The organism is Pseudomonas gebzensis, assembly GCF_034427815.1.
Taxonomy (GTDB): domain Bacteria; phylum Pseudomonadota; class Gammaproteobacteria; order Pseudomonadales; family Pseudomonadaceae; genus Aquipseudomonas.
This window is the reverse complement of record NZ_JAXQNS010000006.1, coordinates 232,764-246,417: the sequence shown is the minus strand read 5'-3', so window position 1 is coordinate 246,417 and position 13,654 is coordinate 232,764. Positions and strand designations below refer to the sequence as shown.

The 13,654-nt window shown below is 63.5% G+C and carries 12 protein-coding genes; 6 read left to right on the top strand and 6 right to left on the bottom strand.

From position 1 onward, the window contains the following. Positions 1-5 precede the first annotated feature (5 nt). Both SJI00_RS13780 and ribBA read right to left on the bottom strand, forming a co-directional pair. On the bottom strand, positions 6-1,031 hold the full coding sequence (locus SJI00_RS13780; RefSeq protein WP_322462266.1) for an ABC transporter substrate-binding protein: 1,026 nt from the start codon (positions 1,029-1,031) through the stop codon (positions 6-8). Positions 1,032-1,526: 495 nt separating this feature from the next. Next, the gene (gene ribBA / locus SJI00_RS13775) at positions 1,527-2,648 is read right to left on the bottom strand and encodes a bifunctional 3,4-dihydroxy-2-butanone-4-phosphate synthase/GTP cyclohydrolase II (protein ID WP_322462265.1); all 1,122 of its coding nucleotides are present in this window, start codon (positions 2,646-2,648) and stop codon (positions 1,527-1,529) included. Between the two features lie 73 nt (positions 2,649-2,721). Here ribBA and SJI00_RS13770 point away from each other — a divergent pair, with 73 nt between their 5' ends. Then, entirely contained in the window at positions 2,722-3,015 is a 294-nt protein-coding gene (locus SJI00_RS13770; RefSeq protein WP_322462264.1) for a DUF1330 domain-containing protein, read from the top strand. 429 nt (positions 3,016-3,444) lie between these two features. On the opposite strand, the gene SJI00_RS13765 is transcribed toward SJI00_RS13770, so the two are convergent. Further along, a complete protein-coding gene (locus tag SJI00_RS13765) occupies positions 3,445-4,752 on the bottom strand; it encodes a substrate-binding domain-containing protein (protein WP_322462263.1) in 1,308 nt (435 codons plus the stop codon). A 201-nt stretch (positions 4,753-4,953) separates the two neighbouring features. Between SJI00_RS13765 and SJI00_RS13760 the strand changes: the two genes are divergently transcribed. The 3 genes from SJI00_RS13760 to SJI00_RS13750 all read left to right on the top strand — a co-directional run bounded on the left by SJI00_RS13760 (position 4,954) and on the right by SJI00_RS13750 (position 6,700). Beyond that, entirely contained in the window at positions 4,954-5,847 is an 894-nt protein-coding gene (locus SJI00_RS13760) for an EamA family transporter (RefSeq protein WP_322462262.1), read from the top strand. Between the two features lie 57 nt (positions 5,848-5,904). Continuing rightward, positions 5,905-6,225, top strand: coding sequence for a YbjQ family protein (locus tag SJI00_RS13755; RefSeq protein ID WP_322462261.1), 321 nt, complete (start codon positions 5,905-5,907; stop codon positions 6,223-6,225). Positions 6,226-6,400: 175 nt separating this feature from the next. Beyond that, positions 6,401-6,700: a hypothetical protein gene (locus SJI00_RS13750; RefSeq protein WP_322462260.1), complete on the top strand. Its 300-nt coding sequence runs from the start codon at positions 6,401-6,403 to the stop codon at positions 6,698-6,700. 62 nt (positions 6,701-6,762) lie between these two features. On the opposite strand, the gene SJI00_RS13745 is transcribed toward SJI00_RS13750, so the two are convergent. Then, complete coding sequence (locus SJI00_RS13745; protein ID WP_322462259.1) at positions 6,763-7,098, bottom strand: hypothetical protein; 336 nt, start codon at positions 7,096-7,098, stop codon at positions 6,763-6,765. A gap of 426 nt (positions 7,099-7,524) precedes the next feature. Between SJI00_RS13745 and SJI00_RS13740 the strand changes: the two genes are divergently transcribed. Further along, positions 7,525-9,498: a BCCT family transporter gene (locus tag SJI00_RS13740; protein ID WP_322462258.1), complete on the top strand. Its 1,974-nt coding sequence runs from the start codon at positions 7,525-7,527 to the stop codon at positions 9,496-9,498. A 503-nt stretch (positions 9,499-10,001) separates the two neighbouring features. Here the strand turns inward: SJI00_RS13740 and yghU are convergent. Continuing rightward, positions 10,002-10,838, bottom strand: a complete 837-nt coding sequence (gene yghU / locus SJI00_RS13735; protein WP_322462257.1) for a glutathione-dependent disulfide-bond oxidoreductase — start codon at positions 10,836-10,838, stop codon at positions 10,002-10,004. Between the two features lie 162 nt (positions 10,839-11,000). Then, positions 11,001-12,161: an acyl-CoA dehydrogenase family protein gene (locus tag SJI00_RS13730; RefSeq protein ID WP_322462369.1), complete on the bottom strand. Its 1,161-nt coding sequence runs from the start codon at positions 12,159-12,161 to the stop codon at positions 11,001-11,003. A gap of 453 nt (positions 12,162-12,614) precedes the next feature. Here SJI00_RS13730 and SJI00_RS13725 point away from each other — a divergent pair, with 453 nt between their 5' ends. Further along, on the top strand, positions 12,615-13,394 hold the full coding sequence (locus tag SJI00_RS13725; protein WP_322462256.1) for a hypothetical protein: 780 nt from the start codon (positions 12,615-12,617) through the stop codon (positions 13,392-13,394). Positions 13,395-13,654 lie beyond the last annotated feature (260 nt).

Sequence of the window (13,654 nt, the reverse complement as noted above, 5' to 3'; positions counted from 1 at the left end):
GACTTTCATTTGACCAGCCACTCGTTCCAGCGGGCCGCGATGGCCTGACCATTCTTGGCCCAGTAGGCGAAGTCGAGGGTGACCTGGTCTTCGACGTGGGCGGTCGGCAGGTTCGGCGCCAGCTTGCTGTCGAGCTTGGCCACGCTGTCGACGTTGACCGGGGCATAGGCGGTCTTGTTGGCGAAGTCGGCCTGGCCCTGGGCGCTGCTGGCGTTGGCCAGGAACTTCATGGCCGCGTCCTTGTTCTTGGCGCCTTTGGGTACTACCAGGAAATCGGCCATGACCAGGTTCTGCTTCCAGCTCACGCCGACCGGAGCGCCGTCCTGCTGCAGGGCATACACCCGGCCGTTCCAGAACTGGCCGAGAGAGGCTTCACCCGAGGCCAGCAATTGCTGCGACTGGGCACCGCCGCCCCACCAGACGATGTCTTTCTTGATGGTGTCGAGCTTTTTGAAGGCGCGGTCCAGGTCCAGCGGGTAGAGCTTGTCGGGCGCGACGCCATCGGCCAGCAGGGCCAGCTCCAGCACGCCAGGGCTCGGCCATTTGTAGAGGGCGCGTTTGCCAGGGTAGGTCTTGGTGTCGAACAGTGCGGACCACTCGGTGGGCTTGCTGGCGCCGAGCTTGCCTTCGTTGTAACCGAGCACGAAGGAGAAGAAGAACGAACCCACGCCATGGTCAGACACGAAGCGCGGATCGATCTTGTCGCGTTGGATGGTCTTGAAGTCGAGGGGTTCGAGCAGGCCTTCACTCGCGGCGCGCAGGGCGAAGTCGGCTTCGACATCGACCACGTCCCATTGCACGTTGCCGCTTTCGACCATGGCCTTGAGCTTGCCGTAGTCGGTTGGGCCGTCCTGGACGACCTTGATCTCGGTTTGCTTGGTGAACGGAATGGCCCAGGCTTCTTTCTGTGCGTCCTGGGTGGTACCACCCCAGCTGACGAAATTGACGCTTTCGGCGGCGACTGCAGCCTGGCACGCCAGGGTCAGCAGGCTGGCGGACAGCACTGCGCTTACACGTTTGCTCAACAGCATGATTACGCCCTCGTTACTTTTGTTATTCGAGGCGGGCTGGGTGCGCCCGCCAATCGTGTTCGGGGAGCAGCTTTGTACAGTGTGACGCGACGCTTGGGCCGTCTGTTGAAAGGCGGCGAAAATTAAGGTCTACGGGATATCATATTATGGTATTCCAAGATTTTGGCAAGTGGGGGAAGGCGACCGGCCATCATTTGTTTTCGACGGTTTACGGGGTGCTGGGCAAGGTGTGGTTTTGCCCAGAGGTCCGTGTGTGGCTGATGAAGCAAGGTGGCAGTGCGTGGGGTTGCTGTACAGCCTAAAGCGGCTAAAGCCGGCCCTGCTTGACCTAGTCTGGTCGAGGTCCCATGCCGCGCTGTAGGGCGGCCGGTTCGGCGCTGCGCTGGGTCGTGAAGGCGGGCGCACTGCGGCGCCCTTGGGTGAGCAGTGCGCGGTGCACGGGGTATCAGGCCCACGGGCCGACCTGGCGTTGCGTGCTCGCATGCGCGGCATGCCTCAGCCGCCGGTGGGCGGCTCGAAGGCGATACTCTGCACCACTTCCAGCTCATACCCCGCCAACCCCGCATATTTCAGCGGTGGCCCCAGGTGGCACAACTTGCCCACGCCCAGGTCCTGCAAGATCTGCGCACCCGTACCGACCTCCGAATACACCTTGGACTGCCCGCGCTGATACGGCCGCAAAGGCTGGGTCAACTGCGGGATACGCTCCAGAAGCGCCTGGGACGACTCATGGTTGGCCAGGATCACCACCACGCCCGTACCTTCCTGCGCGACCTTTTCCAACGCAGCCCAAAGCGTCCAGTTCGCTGGCCCGGCGTATTCGGCGCCGACCAGGTCACGCAGCGGGTCGATCACATGCACGCGGACCAGCGTGGGCTGATCGCGGCGGATCTCGCCCATCACCATGGCCATGTGCACGCCCCCTTCGATGCGGTCTTCGTAGCTGACCAGGCGGAAGGTGCCATGCACCGTCGGCAGCTCGCGCTCGCCGATGCGTTTGATGGTCTGTTCGTTACTCAGGCGATAGTGGATCAGGTCGGCGATGGTGCCGATCTTGATGCCGTGCTGCGCGGCGAACACTTCCAGGTCGGGGCGGCGAGCCATGGTGCCGTCGTCGTTGAGCACTTCGACAATCACCGAGGCGGGTGCGAAGCCTGCAAGGCGCGCCATGTCGCAGCCGGCTTCGGTGTGCCCGGCACGGTTCAGCACGCCGCCTTCGCGCGCGCGCAGGGGAAAGATGTGACCGGGTTGCACGAGGTCTTCGGGGCGAGCATTGGCGGCCATGGCGGCGGCAACGGTGCGCGCGCGGTCGGCAGCGGAAATGCCGGTGGTGACGCCGGTCGCGGCTTCGATCGAGACGGTGAAGGCAGTGCTGAAGGCGCTACCGTTGGCCGGCACCATCTGCTCAAGGCCCAGGCACTGGCAGTGCTCGTCGGTCAGGGTCAGGCAGATCAGGCCGCGCGCGTGGCGGGCCATGAAGTTGATGGCGGTGGCGTCACAACGCTCGGCGGCGATCAGCAGGTCACCTTCGTTTTCCCGGTCTTCGTCGTCCACCAGCAGGACCATCTTGCCCTGCCGGTAGTCCTCGAGGAGTTCTTCGATGCTATTGAAAGCCATGCGGTACGCTCACTTCTTTTTGATGGTTTGTGGTATACCATCATACACATAACCCGCAGGTGGAGCGCAGTGCATGAAGGCTTATTGGATCGCCCATGTCGATGTCAGCGATGTCGAGCAATACCAGCAATACACCCAGCGCGCGCCGGCAGCGTTCAAGGCCTATGGCGGGCGTTTCCTGGCCCGTGGGGGGCGCAGCGAAGCCCTGGAAGGCCGACCGACGCCGCAGCGTAGCGTAGTGATCGAGTTCGATTCCTATGACCAGGCTTTGGCCTGCTATCGCTCGGCCCAGTACCAGGAGGCCTGCGGCCACCGGCAAGGCGCGGCCAAGGCTGAAGTCATCATTGTAGAAGGGTTTGAGCCGTAGGCATCACACGTATGTCGGTGTGTAGAAACGTCGCCAGGCGCTGTCTGAAAAGCCTTGAGACTCGGTTATGCTGCGTAACGACAGCCCGGAAGGCCGGCCCCGACTAGGCGTCCTCGACTAGGCGCCCCCGACGTAATGCTCATTTACTTCAGTAAAGTCGAGCGCGACCCTGGCTGTTGCTTGGCTGTTGTCACGGGGCCGCCACCGGCCTTGCCTAACCTTCGCTCACGACTTTTCAGACAGCGCCTGGGGTGTAGCGAACACCAACGGGCGCCTCTGGCGCGGGCTGCAGAGGTCGGGCCTATCTAACGGTCGGGATAGCCAGACACCGCCAACGCACCCTCCAAGCCTTGCGCGGCAGTGAGAGGATTGCCGGCCGGGCGCTGAGCTCCGCGCGGTGCTAGGCGGCGGCTGAACCCGAGAGCGGGTTCAGTACACCCAGACTTCCACCCGCCGATTGCGCAAGCGCTCTTGCACCTGAGCGTTACCCGCCACCGGCAAGGCATTGCCCATCTCTATCACCTGCTGCGCCTGTACCCCCTGGCGTGCCAGTTCCCGGCGCACTGCCAGGGCGCGCAGGCGCGAGAGCAGGGCGGCGCGGCCAGGGGTGTCCTTGCGGTCCCCAAAGCCCACTAGCACCACCTGGCCTTGCAGTTTGCCGACACGGCGCAGGTAGCTCGCCACCCGCGGTACATCGCGCAAGGCCTTGTTATCGAGGCGCGCGCTGTCTGGCTGGAAGCGAAAGCTCACGTTGAGCCGCTCGGCCGCGCCGGCCAGTGTGCGGTAGGACGGCGGCTGGTCGGCCTGCACCGGCACCGGCACAGCCTTGATCTGTTGAGCGACGAATCCTTGCGCGGCGACGATGGCCTGGCCGGCGGCGCTTTGCGCAAAATCCGCCAGCGCCTGAGCGTAGGGTGTGGGGCGCGCGGGCAGGTAGAAATACAGGCGACGTGACAGCGGATAATCCTCGCTGGCGATCAGATCGCGGGTGGGCGCCAGGGCCGGCCCATCGCCCGCGGCGATGGCCAGGGCCTGCGCACCCTGTACCGAACCCAGGCCACTGAAGCCGATGGCATGCGGGTCGGCCAGCACCTGCGCCACCAAGGCGTCAGCCGACTCGAAGCGCGTGGCGTGGCCGGCGACGTTCAGGTGCTGCGGCTGCAGCACCAGGCTGTTGAAGGTTTCAAATGTGCCTGAGCGTGCGTCGCGCGCATACAGATGGATCTCGCCACCGGCTACCCCCAACTGCTCCCAACGCTGGATGCGGCCGGAAAACACCTGCGCCAGTTGCTCAAGCGTCAGGTGCTCGAGCGGGTTGGCAGGGTGGGTAATGATCGCCACGCCGTCCAGGCCGATCACCTGCTCGCTGGCGGCGCTGCGCAGATCGCCCAGACCGCTCAGTTGCACTGCTTCCTGGTCGCTGATCGGCCGCGAGGCGCTGGCGATATCGGCACGACCCTCGCCCAGCGCCGCGAAGCCGGTGCGGGTGCCGTGGGCGGCGATTTCGATGCGAATCGGCTGGCCGCGGCTGTCTGTGGCGCGCACCACCTGTTCGTTAGCGGCGGCGCCCTGCTGGCGCTGCAAGGCGCTCGCACCGCGCGCGGTCAACAGGCCTTCGACCAGCGCCGGTACCAGCGCGCTGCCGACGGTGTTGGAGCCCTGGAGGCGCAATTGCGCGGGTGCAGCACAGGCCAGTGCCGGCAACAGGCAGAACAGCAGAACAAAGCGGCCACGCATGCCGAATGACCTTTATATAAAGGAGGCGATTTCTGGAGAAGGCAACGGGCCGCAGAGTACGACGATGCCGTGACGGTGAGATGACAGGTGCTAGCGACTGTTGCGCTGCCTGCAGTATCAACTGTGTGGGTCGCGGCATCATCACACGCGTTATGCTGTTTCCAGATGTTTCTATAACAAGCCTGAATAAGGAACGCCGCAATGCCGCTCAAGGACCTGCTGATCGCACTGGTGGTGATCATCGCGTGGGGTGTCAACTTCGTGGTCATCAAGATTGGCCTCGATGGCTTGCCCCCGATGCTGCTGGGCGCACTGCGATTTACGCTGGTGGCGTTCCCCGCGATCCTGCTGGTCAAACGACCGAAACTGCCTTGGCGCTGGCTGATCGCCTACGGCGCAACCATCTCCCTTGGCCAGTTCGCCTTCCTGTTCCAGGCCATGTACAGCGGCATGCCGCCAGGCTTGGCCTCGCTGGTGTTGCAGTCCCAGGCGTTCTTTACCCTGGGCTTCGCGGCGTTGTTTCTCGGCGAGCGGCTGCGCCCGGCCAGCGTACTGGGCCTGCTGGTCGCGGCGGCCGGGCTGGCAGTGATTGGCAGCGAAGACAGCAGTCATGTGCCGCTAATCGCGCTGTTGCTGACCCTGTGCGGCGGCGCCATGTGGGGCATGGGCAATATCATCACCCGGCGTTTTGGCTCGGTGGACCTGGTGGCGCTGGTGATCTGGGGCGGCCTGATCCCGCCGCTGCCGTTTCTGGCGCTGTCCTGGTGGCTCGAGGGGCCGGCGGCGATGTCCCATGCGCTGCTGAACATTTCACTGAACTCGCTGCTGGCGCTGGCGTACTTGTCATTCGTCGCCACCATGCTCGGCTACAGCCTGTGGAGCACGTTGCTGTCACGCCATCCTGCGGGCAAGGTGGCGCCATTTTCCTTGTTGGTGCCGGTGATTGGCCTGAGTTCCTCGGCCTGGTTGCTGGGCGAGCGCCTGAGCACCTTGCAGTGCTGGGGGGCAGGGCTGGTGATGCTCGGGCTGTTGGTCAACGTGTTTGGCTCGCGTGTGCTGCAGCGCCTGACGGCCAGGGGAGGGCGCACGGTCTGAGGCCGGCGGCCGATCTGTTAGGATCGGCGCCTTGTCTTTTTAACGTGGAGCCTGCAGATGATCGTCACCACTACCCCGCAGATCGAAGGCCGTGTGATTGCTGAATACCGCGGCGTGATCAGCGCTCAATCGGTGCAGGGCGTGAATTTCGTGCGGGACTTCTTTGCCAAGTTCCGCGATGTCTTCGGCGGCCGCTCGCAAACGCTGGAAAGCGCGCTGCGCACGGCACGCCAGCAAGCGACCGAAGAGCTGCTGGCACACGCCCGTGACGCGGGCGCCGATGCCGTGGTCGGTGTGCATTTCGAGATCAGCATGCCAAGCGTGCAGGGCGGTATGGTGGTGGTGTTTGCCACCGGCACGGCGGTACGTTTGCGCTGATTGCAACCGCGCTACCGCGTCCGGCACGTCTCAGGAAACGCCAGTGCCCCGGCCAACGGCGGGGTTTTCAGCGCATTCATTGATCTTGAGCAAGTATCCGGTGCGCAGTGCTCGTGGCGCACAGGCCTGTGTGTTTTCCTAGAGGAAATGTCGGCAATACGAAGGGAGGAACGCCATGAGAATCAGGGAAGATATCTACTGGCAATGGGCCGATGCCAGCCTGCACAGCCGGTGCCATGACGAGGCGCTGAGCGATGGCACCTCGTTCGATGTGCAGGTGAGGTTATCGCCCCAAGGCGCCACACAGTTGTTTCTGGGCTTGTACAGTCGTGAGGGGAAGGCCATCCGCGAGGAGTACTACCGTCAGCGACCCGGTGAAACCATGACCCGGGCGCTGGTCTGGGGCGTGGATCGCGCACGCGCCCTGGCGGTCGGAGCGCAGGACGCAGCGCCAGCACAGCGCCGCCAGGCCTGAAGCCAGACGCACGACGCCCGGCCATCGAAGGCCGGGCGTTGTGCGTTTCAGCGGGGCTGCGTTCAGGCGAACGACTCGATCACCTTGACCGCGTCACGCTCGCGGGCGGCGGGCCATTCCTGTTGCAAGGTCTGCAACACGCGCCCGACGAACTGGGTATCAGCGGCGGCCTTGCGACCGACGAAGCCCTGACCACGGCGGTAGACCTTGAAGCGTGCACACATGCTGGGCAGGTGGGCCTCGAAGGCTGCTTCGTGGGAGTTCGGTTGCAGGCGGTCGAGGCGAACTTCACCTGTGTGGCTCAGCCACAGCAAGTGGTCGTCCTGGCTGTCCTTGCGCGCGGCAAACAGCTGGGCCAATTGCTCGATGGTCGGTTGGTCGTTCAAGTTCAGGTTCATCATAAAGCCCCCATTACTCATTGTTGGTGTCGTTCCGAGTCGGCGCCACACGATGTAGCGCACAACCAAAGCTGCTACCGCAGCATTGCAACAGGGGCTTTCTCACGCTGTCTTTTGGACAGTTCCCGCTCCAGAGACGGCGTGCGTTACCGCGCAAGCCGTCTGGAATACCCATGCCAGCGTCCCCGATCAGGGAGACGGCCCAATCATGCCCAAGGTTCTGAAAGGCCGTCAACATTTTTGTAGTGGAAATTTTCTATCACTACATAATGTCGGACAATCCGCTGTGTCGTGTAGGCTTGCCTGGCCTTCGGTGTTATCACGTCGAGATCGCCGTGATGACGAACCCTGGCCGCGTAAAGGGGTCAGGGTAAGGCAGCCCTCACAAAAGCGTCAGTCAGACGCCCCAGCAGGAGTTTCACCCGCATGCCGAACAAGTCAGACCCTGAGACCCCCAGGAGCAGTATCAACCCCCCCGTGTTTTGGATTTCCGCGATCTTGTTGCTTGTGCTGGTGCTCTATGCCAGCGTCTTCCAGAGCCACGCCCAAGCGCTTTTTGATCACATCCAAGCCTGGATCATCATCAATGTCAGCTGGTTCTACATCCTGGCCGTCGCGATCATTCTGGGCACCGTGGTGTTCCTTGGCTTCAGTCGCTACGGCGATATCAAACTAGGCCCCGACCATAGTACGCCCGACTTCAGCAGCATGACCTGGTTCGCCATGCTGTTCTCGGCCGGCATGGGCATCGGCCTTATGTTCTTCGGCGTAGCAGAGCCGGTGATGCACTTTGTCAAGCCGCCGTTCGGCGACGGCGGCACGGTGCAGGCCGCAGGCGAAGCCATGCGCATCACCTTCTTCCACTGGGGTCTGCATGCTTGGGCCATCTACGCCATCGTGGCGTTGATCTTGGCGTACTTCAGCTTCCGCCACGGCCTGCCGCTGACCTTGCGGTCGGCGCTCTACCCGTTGATCGGCGAGCGCATCTATGGCCCCATCGGCCATGCAGTGGATATCTTCGCCATCATCGGCACTGTGTTCGGGGTCGCCACTTCATTGGGCTTTGGTGTCTCGCAGATCAACACGGGCCTGAATTCGCTGTTCGGCCTCCCGGTGTCCATCCCGATTCAGATCGCCTTGATCATCGGTACCACGTTCCTGGCCACGTTGTCGGTGGTGTCCGGGCTGGACAAAGGTATCCGCCGTCTGTCCGAGCTGAACCTCGGCCTGGCGGTGTTGCTGATGTTGATGGTGGTGATCCTCGGCCCCACAGTGCTGATCCTGCAGACATTCGTGCAGAACACCGGTAGCTACTTGAGCGAAATCGTCAGCCGCACCATGAACCTCAACGCCTACCAGCCGACCGACTGGATTGGCGGCTGGACCCTGTTTTACTGGGGCTGGTGGCTGGCCTGGTCGCCCTTCGTTGGCTTGTTCATCGCGCGTATTTCCCGTGGCCGCACCATCCGCGAATTCGTTACCGGCGTGCTGCTGGTCCCCACCGGCTTCACGCTGTTGTGGATGACCGTGTTCGGCAATACCGCGATTCACATGATTCTGGACCAAGGCTTTACCGATCTTGCCCAGGCGGTGAACAAGGATACGTCACTGGCATTATTTGCCTTCCTTGAGCACTTCCCGTTTTCCAGCATCATCAGCACCCTGGCGATCATCATGGTGGTGGTGTTCTTCGTGACCTCCGCCGATTCGGGCGCGATGGTGGTGGATATGCTGGCCTCGGGCGGTCAGGAAAGCACGCCGGTGCGCCAGCGCATCTTCTGGGCCTCAAGCATGGGACTGGTGGCAATCGCGTTGCTGCTGGCAGGCGGGCTCCAGGCATTGCAAACGGCGACGATCGCCAGTGCCTTGCCGTTTACCATCGTGCTGTTGATCAGCATGCGCGGGCTACTCAAGGCCTTGAAGCTCGATGCCACCAAGCGCGGTTTGCGTCACCAGGCGCTGGCGATTTCGCCCAACTCCTCGCGCGGCGCGAGCAACTGGCAACGGCGGTTGCGCACCCTGGCGATGTTCCCGCGCCGCTCGCACGTGCTGCGTTTCATCAGCGATGTGGGTATGCCGGCCTGCCAGTCAGTGGCCGAGGAATGGCGGCGTCAGGGTTACGAGTCCACTGTGGAGCAGGGCGAGGACGGTGATGTCACGCTCAAGGTCGGCCCGACCGATGACACCTTCATCTACCACATCCGTCCGCAGGCCTATGCCATGCCGAGCTTCGTCACCAGCGAAAGCGACGGTGACGAACGCAAGTACTTCCGCGCCGAGGTGCACTTGCGCGAAGGCGGGCAGGACCATGATGTGATGGGGTGGTCGAAGGATGAAGTGATCGGCGACATTCTCGATCACTATGAGCGTCACCTGCACTTCCTGCACTTGGTGGGATGATGCGAAGAAGGGCCGCGCAATGCTATGGGCGTCAGTCAAGCGAACGTGAGTCATGCAGCGGCTTCAGTCACGCAGGGCTGCGAAGCAGCCCCAATCACCGCCGTCGCGCTTTGGCGGGCGGTGCGCATCGCTTGAGTCGGGGTGGCGCTGCCGGCCTGCGTGATCACCTGAGCGCCGGACGCGCCACGCCTGCTCGATCCTGTGAACGTCAAGGGCCGTGCCCTCGTCTGCGGCCCAGCCGCGAAGGGGTGGGCCGTCCTCGATCATTCCCGCAGCAAGCATCGATGTGGGAACGAGCTTGCTTGTGAGAACCGCTTTGGCAACGCGTCTAGCCCCAACAAGCGTGCTGGCCCTGAGTGCTTCGCGAGCAAGCGCTGGGGGGCCGCTCGCGCCTATGACAATCTTCGATTGCCTGGGATCAGCCACGCCACGCGGTTGGTGTTTTAGCGGATACGGCCAGGGTCGAGGGCATCGAGCGTCCCCCGACCCAGCGCGCCAGGCGCTCAGTCCAGATCAGCCGCGCTATGACGCTCCGGCGCCTGTGTTGCCTCATCGCCCCAGGTGCGGTTGACCCGGGTACCGCGTTTGACCGCCGGGCGTTCGCCAATGGCCCTGGCCCAGCGCAGAACGTGCGGATATTCCTCGACGGCAAGGAATTCAGCTGCGTCGTAGACCGTACCGAGCACCAACTGGCCGTACCACGACCACACTGCGATATCCGCGATGCTGTAGTGCGCGCCGCCCAGGTACGGACTTTCCTCCAGGCGACGGTTGAGCACATCGAGCTGGCGCTTGGCTTCCATGGTGAAGCGGTTGATGGCGTACTCGATTTTCTCCGGTGCATACACGTAAAAGTGACCGAAGCCACCGCCCAGGTAGGGCGCTGAGCCCATCTGCCAGAACAGCCAGTTCAAGGTTTCGGTACGCGTAGGCAGATCTTCGGCCAGCAAGACGCCGAATTTTTCCGCCAGATACAGCAGGATCGCGCCCGACTCGAACACCCGCAATGGTGGTTCGACGCCGAGATCGAGCAGGGCCGGGATCTTGGAATTCGGATTGACCTCGACGAAACCGCTGGAGAACTGATCGCCCTCGCCGATGCGGATCAGCCAGGCGTCGTACTCGGCAGCGCTGTGGCCGAGGGCCAGCAACTCTTCGAGCACAATCGTGACCTTGATGCCATTGGGCGTGCCCATCGAATACAACTGCAGCGGGTGCTTGCCGACGGGCAGCGCTTTCTCATGGGTGGGGCCGGCGACCGGGCGGTTGGTGCTGGCGAATTTGCCGCCGGAGGCAGCATCGTTATGCCAGACCTTGGGGGGTATGTAAGCAGTGCTCATGAAGGTCTCCTGAACCTGTGGGAAATGGGCGCGTCATGCGGTGGACCTGCAAGCTGTGCCGGGGGTTCGGGCGCCATGCCCAATGATTGCACACTGCGCTGCTGCACTCATCACACCCGTATCAGGTGCCAACGCACGCGCAGGCCCCGCACCCCAGCCCCATCAGCCATAAAAAGAAGGCACCGGCACCACCCCGTTCAATGCCCAGTCCCCCACCTCCTGCAGCTTGTAGTCGACCGGATCATGCAGCGACTGCACGCGCAGGTTGCGCCAGTACCGATCAAGCCGCAGCGAAGCCTGGGTCGCCCGCGCGCCGGTCACCTCGAACAGTCGATTGCAGATGTCCAGCCCGGTACGGCTGGCCGCCACCTTGGCCGTGGCGATCGACACCGCCAGCGCCCCGCGCTGCTCGGCGCTCAGCGCAGGCCCTTGAGCCCAGGCCAGGTCCAGTTGCTCGGCAGCCCGCTCAACCAATAGGCGCACCCCCTCCAGGGCCACCCAGAACTCCCCATAGTGGCGCAGCACATAAGGGTCCTGATACGCATGCTCGACCGTTGCCCGCAGCCATGGCCTGCTCTGCGTGCGGGTGTAGTGGCAAGCTTGCTCCAGAGCGCCTTCGGTCAGGCCCAGGAACACATGGGCAAAGTGCAGTTGTGCGATCAGCGGCCGCAGGCAGGCGAACGGCGTGCTCAGCGGACCTGGATCAAGCAACAGTTCGTCATCCTCGACGCGCACGTGATCAAAGGTGGCGCTGCCGCTGTCGGTCTGGCGCTGACCGATGTTGTCCCAGTCGCCATGCAGGGTGATGCCGGCGCGGTCACTGGGAATTGCCGCAATCAGCAGCTTGCCGCCGGCGGCAGGGTCCACCGCCGAGGCGATCAGCCTCTGCGAATCCCGCGCGCCGGAGCAGAAGCTTTTCTGCCCGGTAAATACCCGCTGGCCATTGACCCTGGCAACCACCGTGCGGGTGTCCAGCGGGTTCAGCGCATTGCCCCAGAACCACTGCTGGCGTGCGGTGTGCTCGAACCACGGCTGCCACTGCGATTCGCGTGCAAACAGCCGCACGGTGGCCAGCATCAGATGATGGAAGCCGAATACGTGAGCGACCGCGCTGTCGACCTTGGCCAGCTCGCGCACCACGGTCAGGGTCTGGCGCCAGTTGCCGCCAAGCCCACCCAGTTCCCGTGGAATGCTCAAGGCCAGCAGGCCGCTGTGGCGCAGGGCGTCGCGCTCGGTTTTCGGCGTGCCCCCGGCGGCGTCACGCTCGATGGCGGTCTGGGCAAACTGCGCGGCCAGGCGGCGGGCGGTGAGCAGTGGATCGATCGGCTAGGTGTCCGGGCCATGGCTCATGAGCGGCTCCGGGTCGAGGTAAGGGGGAGGGGTGAGCTGGGCATGGGTGGCGTCCTTGTCGAAGTGGGCAGCGGGGGAGCTGCAGCGCAAGCAAGCGATGTACCAAGCGTCGATGGCGCGCAGCGCGGCTGGCCACCATCGCCCCGCTCACAGCAGGTGCTGAATCGTTGAGGCGTACCGGCTGCCGGGCGTTGCGCACAATAGAGCGGGGCTGGCGATAGAACCTGGGGTTGGCGTTTCGCGCAACCTGAACCGAGAGGTTGTCGATCAGCGCCGAGCATTGGGTAACAGTACGGCGGCCAATGGCGCTGCGAACCCAGGCTGATTGCGTCACTCTGATAACTGCGGTAACAGTTTACCGCCGGCCAATGACCCTCGTGCAGCGCGGGTTGTGCCGAGCGCCCACCTCCTGCCATGGAAGCCCGGATGAACATCGAATTCATTGGCCATCAAGGCCTGCACAACCCCTCGCAAGGCATCTGCGACGAATATGAACTGAGCGCTGTCAACGACTTCGAGGCGCTGCTCGAGGTCCGCCGGCGCCTGGCCCTTGACCACCCCGGCAGCATGCTGTTGGTGTCGCTCGATGACCGCGGTCAAGCCCGCTATACCAGCGGCCACGCTCGCTTGAACCTTGAGCTGGACACGCCCACCGAGGCCGAGCTGGCCGCCTTGCCGCCCGGCTGTTTCGAGGCGGGCCAGTATGTCGGCTACACCACCTGCAAGGACGAGTTTGCGCTCTGTCTGCGCAACCTGCGCGAGCGCGTGGCGGGCACTACGTTCACCGACGCCTGCGGCCATGGCCTGACCCTCGATGATGCGGCCGTACAAGAATGGATCGGCTTCCAGCAGGCCCCCTTGACGCTGCTCGATCAACCCCTCGCCGCGTTGGTGGTGCCGGTGCAGGACAGCGCCGATGCGCTGGTGGCATTTCCCAACGGCTACTTCACGTGTGACCTCAGCCCTGCCATGAACCACGCCGTGGTTCGCCACCTGCAAGTCCAGGGCTATCAATTGTTCGGCGTGGGCGCGTCCTATCTGGGCCTGTTGCGCGCCGAGCCCGCTGACGCACACGTGGCGGCGGCGGTGGCCGAGGCGTTTGCTGCGCTGTACAACGTCGAGGCATCCAACCAGGCCGTGTTCGTGGCAACGGTGATGGCCGCCGTCGGTGGGCAGCGGCACCTGTGGATGCGCTACACGGAGTAGCCGGGTACTGCAGAAAGACTCGAACGGCACCACGGCGCCCTTGTCCGGCTATCAGTCAAGGCAGGAGACTTGGGGGGGGGCGCTGCAGGCTGATCGCACGCTGTCCACGGCTGATAAAGACGCTCACCGGCCGAAGTAGTCATCATTGTTTGGACTGAATCTCATTGCCTATTGATTACAGACTGGTTTTCGGTCTGCCTCTTCTAGCCTCGGCATATACAGTTCTTGTTAGCCCTGCCGATATACAGGTCATTACCCAT

What these genes read in the sequence shown, in the direction of transcription:
- SJI00_RS13780 (WP_322462266.1), bottom strand. Translation starts at nt 1,031, where the DNA reads ATGCTGTTGAGCAAACGTGTAAGCGCAGTGCTGTCCGCCAGCCTGCTG.
- ribBA (WP_322462265.1), bottom strand. Translation starts at nt 2,648, where the DNA reads ATGGCTTTCAATAGCATCGAAGAACTCCTCGAGGACTACCGGCAGGGC.
- SJI00_RS13770 (WP_322462264.1), top strand. Translation starts at nt 2,722, where the DNA reads ATGAAGGCTTATTGGATCGCCCATGTCGATGTCAGCGATGTCGAGCAA.
- SJI00_RS13765 (WP_322462263.1), bottom strand. Translation starts at nt 4,752, where the DNA reads ATGCGTGGCCGCTTTGTTCTGCTGTTCTGCCTGTTGCCGGCACTGGCC.
- SJI00_RS13760 (WP_322462262.1), top strand. Translation starts at nt 4,954, where the DNA reads ATGCCGCTCAAGGACCTGCTGATCGCACTGGTGGTGATCATCGCGTGG.
- SJI00_RS13755 (WP_322462261.1), top strand. Translation starts at nt 5,905, where the DNA reads ATGATCGTCACCACTACCCCGCAGATCGAAGGCCGTGTGATTGCTGAA.
- SJI00_RS13750 (WP_322462260.1), top strand. Translation starts at nt 6,401, where the DNA reads ATGAGAATCAGGGAAGATATCTACTGGCAATGGGCCGATGCCAGCCTG.
- SJI00_RS13745 (WP_322462259.1), bottom strand. Translation starts at nt 7,098, where the DNA reads ATGAACCTGAACTTGAACGACCAACCGACCATCGAGCAATTGGCCCAG.
- SJI00_RS13740 (WP_322462258.1), top strand. Translation starts at nt 7,525, where the DNA reads ATGCCGAACAAGTCAGACCCTGAGACCCCCAGGAGCAGTATCAACCCC.
- yghU (WP_322462257.1), bottom strand. Translation starts at nt 10,838, where the DNA reads ATGAGCACTGCTTACATACCCCCCAAGGTCTGGCATAACGATGCTGCC.
- SJI00_RS13725 (WP_322462256.1), top strand. Translation starts at nt 12,615, where the DNA reads ATGAACATCGAATTCATTGGCCATCAAGGCCTGCACAACCCCTCGCAA.